Annotated in this window: 3 protein-coding genes; 1 reads left to right on the forward strand and 2 read right to left on the reverse strand. The window is 71.4% G+C overall.

The window, feature by feature from the left end; translation table 11 throughout:
• Positions 1-179: 179 nt before the first annotated feature.
• Complete coding sequence (locus A5481_RS29660) at positions 180-602, reverse strand: GNAT family acetyltransferase (RefSeq protein WP_048437405.1); 423 nt, start codon at positions 600-602, stop codon at positions 180-182.
• Positions 603-692: 90 nt separating this feature from the next.
• Here A5481_RS29660 and A5481_RS29665 point away from each other — a divergent pair, with 90 nt between their 5' ends.
• Positions 693-1,466 (forward strand): cyclase family protein, encoded by a 774-nt coding sequence (locus A5481_RS29665; protein ID WP_048437406.1) that lies wholly within the window; start codon positions 693-695, stop codon positions 1,464-1,466.
• On the opposite strand, the gene A5481_RS29670 is transcribed toward A5481_RS29665, so the two are convergent.
• Positions 1,463-2,998 (reverse strand): acetate--CoA ligase, encoded by a 1,536-nt coding sequence (locus A5481_RS29670; protein ID WP_064504484.1) that lies wholly within the window; start codon positions 2,996-2,998, stop codon positions 1,463-1,465. The genes A5481_RS29665 and A5481_RS29670 overlap by 4 nt on opposite strands.
• Positions 2,999-3,271: the final 273 nt, after the last annotated feature.

Raw genomic sequence — 3,271 nt, forward strand, 5'->3', positions numbered from 1 at the left:
TCGTCTTCCGCTGACGCTGCAGTCGTCCGGGAAAGGGGGTCGGCCAACGATGGGCCGCGAGGCCGACCGCAGGGCGACGGAGATCGTGTCGTGTATCGTGTCGACTGACATCTCAGGATGAGGTTGTGCTTGGGATTGAACGGTTCCGGACGGTACCCCCTTGTAGATCCATAAAATTCTCACCCCTGCGCGATCACCTTCTGCAGGCACACGGCGGTCGTGTCGCGATAGCCGAGGTGATCGTAGAACCCGAGCACCGCCTCGTTCCCGCGCCGGACCAGCAGCTGCACCTTCCACACGCCACGCGCCGCGAGCCACGCCTCGCCGGCCTCGACCATCGCCCGCCCGAGCCCGCCGCCCTGATGGCCTGGGTCGACCGCGACGTAGTAGAGCCAGCCGCGATGCCCGTCCTCGCCGGCCATGGCGGTTCCGACGATCCGGCCCTCGGCCTCCGCCACCAGCACGGTACCGTGCGGTCCCCGCCGGGCGAAGGCGATGTCGGTCGCCGGGTCGTTCCAGGGCCGGGCCACCCCGGCCGCGTGCCACAGGGCGATCACCGCCGGTACGTCGGCATCCTCGATAGCGCGGATCGTCGGCATCATGCGGGTCTCTCGTCGGTCCGGGCCCGCCGGCTTGTCAGGACCGTCCGGCGGGGCGATGGATGCCGCTACACCATCGAAGGAGCCACCGGAATGCCCCGACTGATCGACCTCTCGATCGCGATCGAGAACGACGTTCCGGCGGATCCGCCGTTCCAGCGCCCGACCGTCACCTACATGGACCACGCCACCTCGGCACCGATGGTGGCCGGGCTGTTCCCGGGCCTCAAGCCCGCGGACCTGCCGGACGGCCAGGGCTGGGCGGTCGAGAGCGTGCAGCTCTCCACCCATAACGGCACCCATCTCGACGCGCCCTGGCACTACCACCCGACCATGGATGGCGGCGCCCGGGCGATCACCATCGACGAGGTGCCCCTCGACTGGTGCTACCGCCCCGGCGTGAAGCTCGATTTCCGCCACCTGCCCGACGGCCACGTGGTGACCCCCGACGAGATCGACCGCGAACTCGCCCGGATCGGCCATCGGCTCCAGCCCCTCGACATCGTGCTCGTCAACACCCGCGCCGGCTCGCGCTACGGGCAGGCCGACTACGTCGATACCGGCTGCGGCATGGGCCGCGCCGCGACCCTGCACCTAACGGGGCAGGGCGTGCGGGTCGTCGGCACCGATGCCTGGAGCTGGGACGCGCCGTTCTCCCACACCGCCCGGCGCTACGCCGAGACCGGCGACGCGAGCCTGATCTGGGAGGGTCACAAGGCCGGCGCCGAGGCCGGCTACTGCCAGATCGAGAAGCTCGCCAACCTCGAAGCCCTGCCGGCGACCGGTTTCACGGTCGCGTGCTTCCCGGTGAAGATCAGGGCGGCCTCGGCGGGCTGGACCCGGGCGGTGGCGATCCTGCCTGACTAGGCCGGGCGTGGTTCGACGGCGAGGCGCTTGCGCTGCACCTTGCCGTTCGGCGTGCGCGGCAGCGCCTCCAGGAAGACGACCTCCCGCGGGCACTTGTAGGCGGCGAGCCGCTCGCCGCACCAGGCCAGCAGCGCGTCCCGCCGCGGCTCCCTCCCGGGCTTCGGCACCACGAAGGCGGCGATCACCCGCACGTCGTCGCGGACGGGCAGTTCGGTCACCGCGACCTCCTGCACGTCGGGATGGGCGATCAGCGCGCTCTCGACCTCGTTCGGCGACACCCGGTAGCCGAAGGCGTTCATGATGTCGTCGTTGCGGCCTTCGAACCAGACGTAGCCGTCGGCATCGAGGGAGGCGAGGTCGCCGCCGGTAAACCACTCGCCCTTCATCACCGCGGCCTCTTCCTCGGGCCGGTTCCAGTAGCCGAGCATCAGGGCCGGGTCGGAGCGGTGGATGGCAAGCAACCCGACCTCGCCCGTCGGCAGCGGCTCCGGCGCGCCGTCGGCGGGGAGGATCGCGACCCGCCGCCCCGGCTGCGGCTTGCCCGGCGAGCCCGGCTTGATCGGGACGAGGGGGCTCGTCGAGATGTAGGTCGAGATCTCGCTCATCCCGAGCGCCTCGTGGAGCGGCGTGCCGGCGGCGGCCCGCCACTCGGCCAGCAGCCCGGGCGACAGGGCCTCGCCCGCCGTGATGCCGTGGCGCAGGGACGACAGGTCGTGGGCCGAGAGATCCGCGTATTTGAGGATCTGCCGGTAGAGGCTCGGCACCGCGGCGAACAGGGTGGCGCGATGGCGGGCGATCAGGGCCGGCCACAGGGCGGGATCGCGCCGCCCGTTATAGAGCACCGTGGTGGCGCCCCGGGCCCAGGGATCCTGGATGCCGACGCCCAGCGTGTAGGTCCAGTTCATGGTGCCGGCATGCAGCACCACGTCGTCCTCGCGCAGGCCGAGCCAGAAATCGTGCATCGGCCGCCGGCCCCAGATGGTGCGGTGGGCGTGCAGCACCCCCTTCGGCCGGCTGGTGGTGCCGGAGGTGTAGACGAGCGTCGCCGGATCGTCGGCGGCGGTGTCGGCGTAGGCCTCGAGGGGCGGGCCGGCCCGCAGGCGGGCGATGTCGTCGCGGCGCAGCACGATCCGGCCGCGGCACGCCTCCGGGTCGAGGGGGCAGTCGTCGGCCGCCGCGATCACCGCGGCGTCGGAATCCTGCATCAGGAACGCCGCCTCGGCCGCGGTAAGCTGCGGCGAGGAGGGCTGCGCCACCAGGCCGGCGGCGAGTGTCGCGAAATAGGTGACGACGTAATCCGCGTCGTTGCCCATGCGGATCATCACCCGGGCGCCCGCCGGCAGCCCGAGATCGCGCAAGCCGGCCGCGACGCTCCTGACCGCCCGGTCGACCTCGCCGAAGGTCATGATCTCGGTGCGGCCCTCGTCCCCGACCATGACCAGCGCCGGCTTGTCGCCGCGCTCCCGGGCGTTGGCCTCCAGGCAGTAGCGGGCGCCGTTGAAGCGGGGCGGCGGCTGGCGGTCGTCGAGCAAGGCGCGGGCTCCGGGTGAGGGGAGGGAGTCTCGTGCTAGCCCGGGGGTGGGGGGTGTGACCAGGGGCGACGACGATGCGCGGGTGTCTCCTCTCCCCACGGGCGGCAGGGTTGTCCGGGGAAAATCCCTTTTAAGAAAAAGCGCGTCTCCCCTCTCCCGTGTGGGAGAGGGGCCGGGGGTGAGGGTGACACGCTTCCGTGTGAGGCTGCGACCGTCGTGCCGACAGCGTAACGGTGAGACCTAGACTCAGAGCCGTAGCACCCTCACCCCTAC

It is taken from the genome of Methylobacterium platani, from assembly GCF_001653715.1.
GTDB classification, from domain to species: domain Bacteria; phylum Pseudomonadota; class Alphaproteobacteria; order Rhizobiales; family Beijerinckiaceae; genus Methylobacterium; species Methylobacterium platani.

Excerpts from the sequence above, each read along its gene's own strand:
- A5481_RS29660 (WP_048437405.1), bottom strand. The coding sequence starts at position 602 with ATGATGCCGACGATCCGCGCTATCGAGGATGCCGACGTACCGGCGGTG.
- A5481_RS29665 (WP_048437406.1), top strand. The coding sequence starts at position 693 with ATGCCCCGACTGATCGACCTCTCGATCGCGATCGAGAACGACGTTCCG.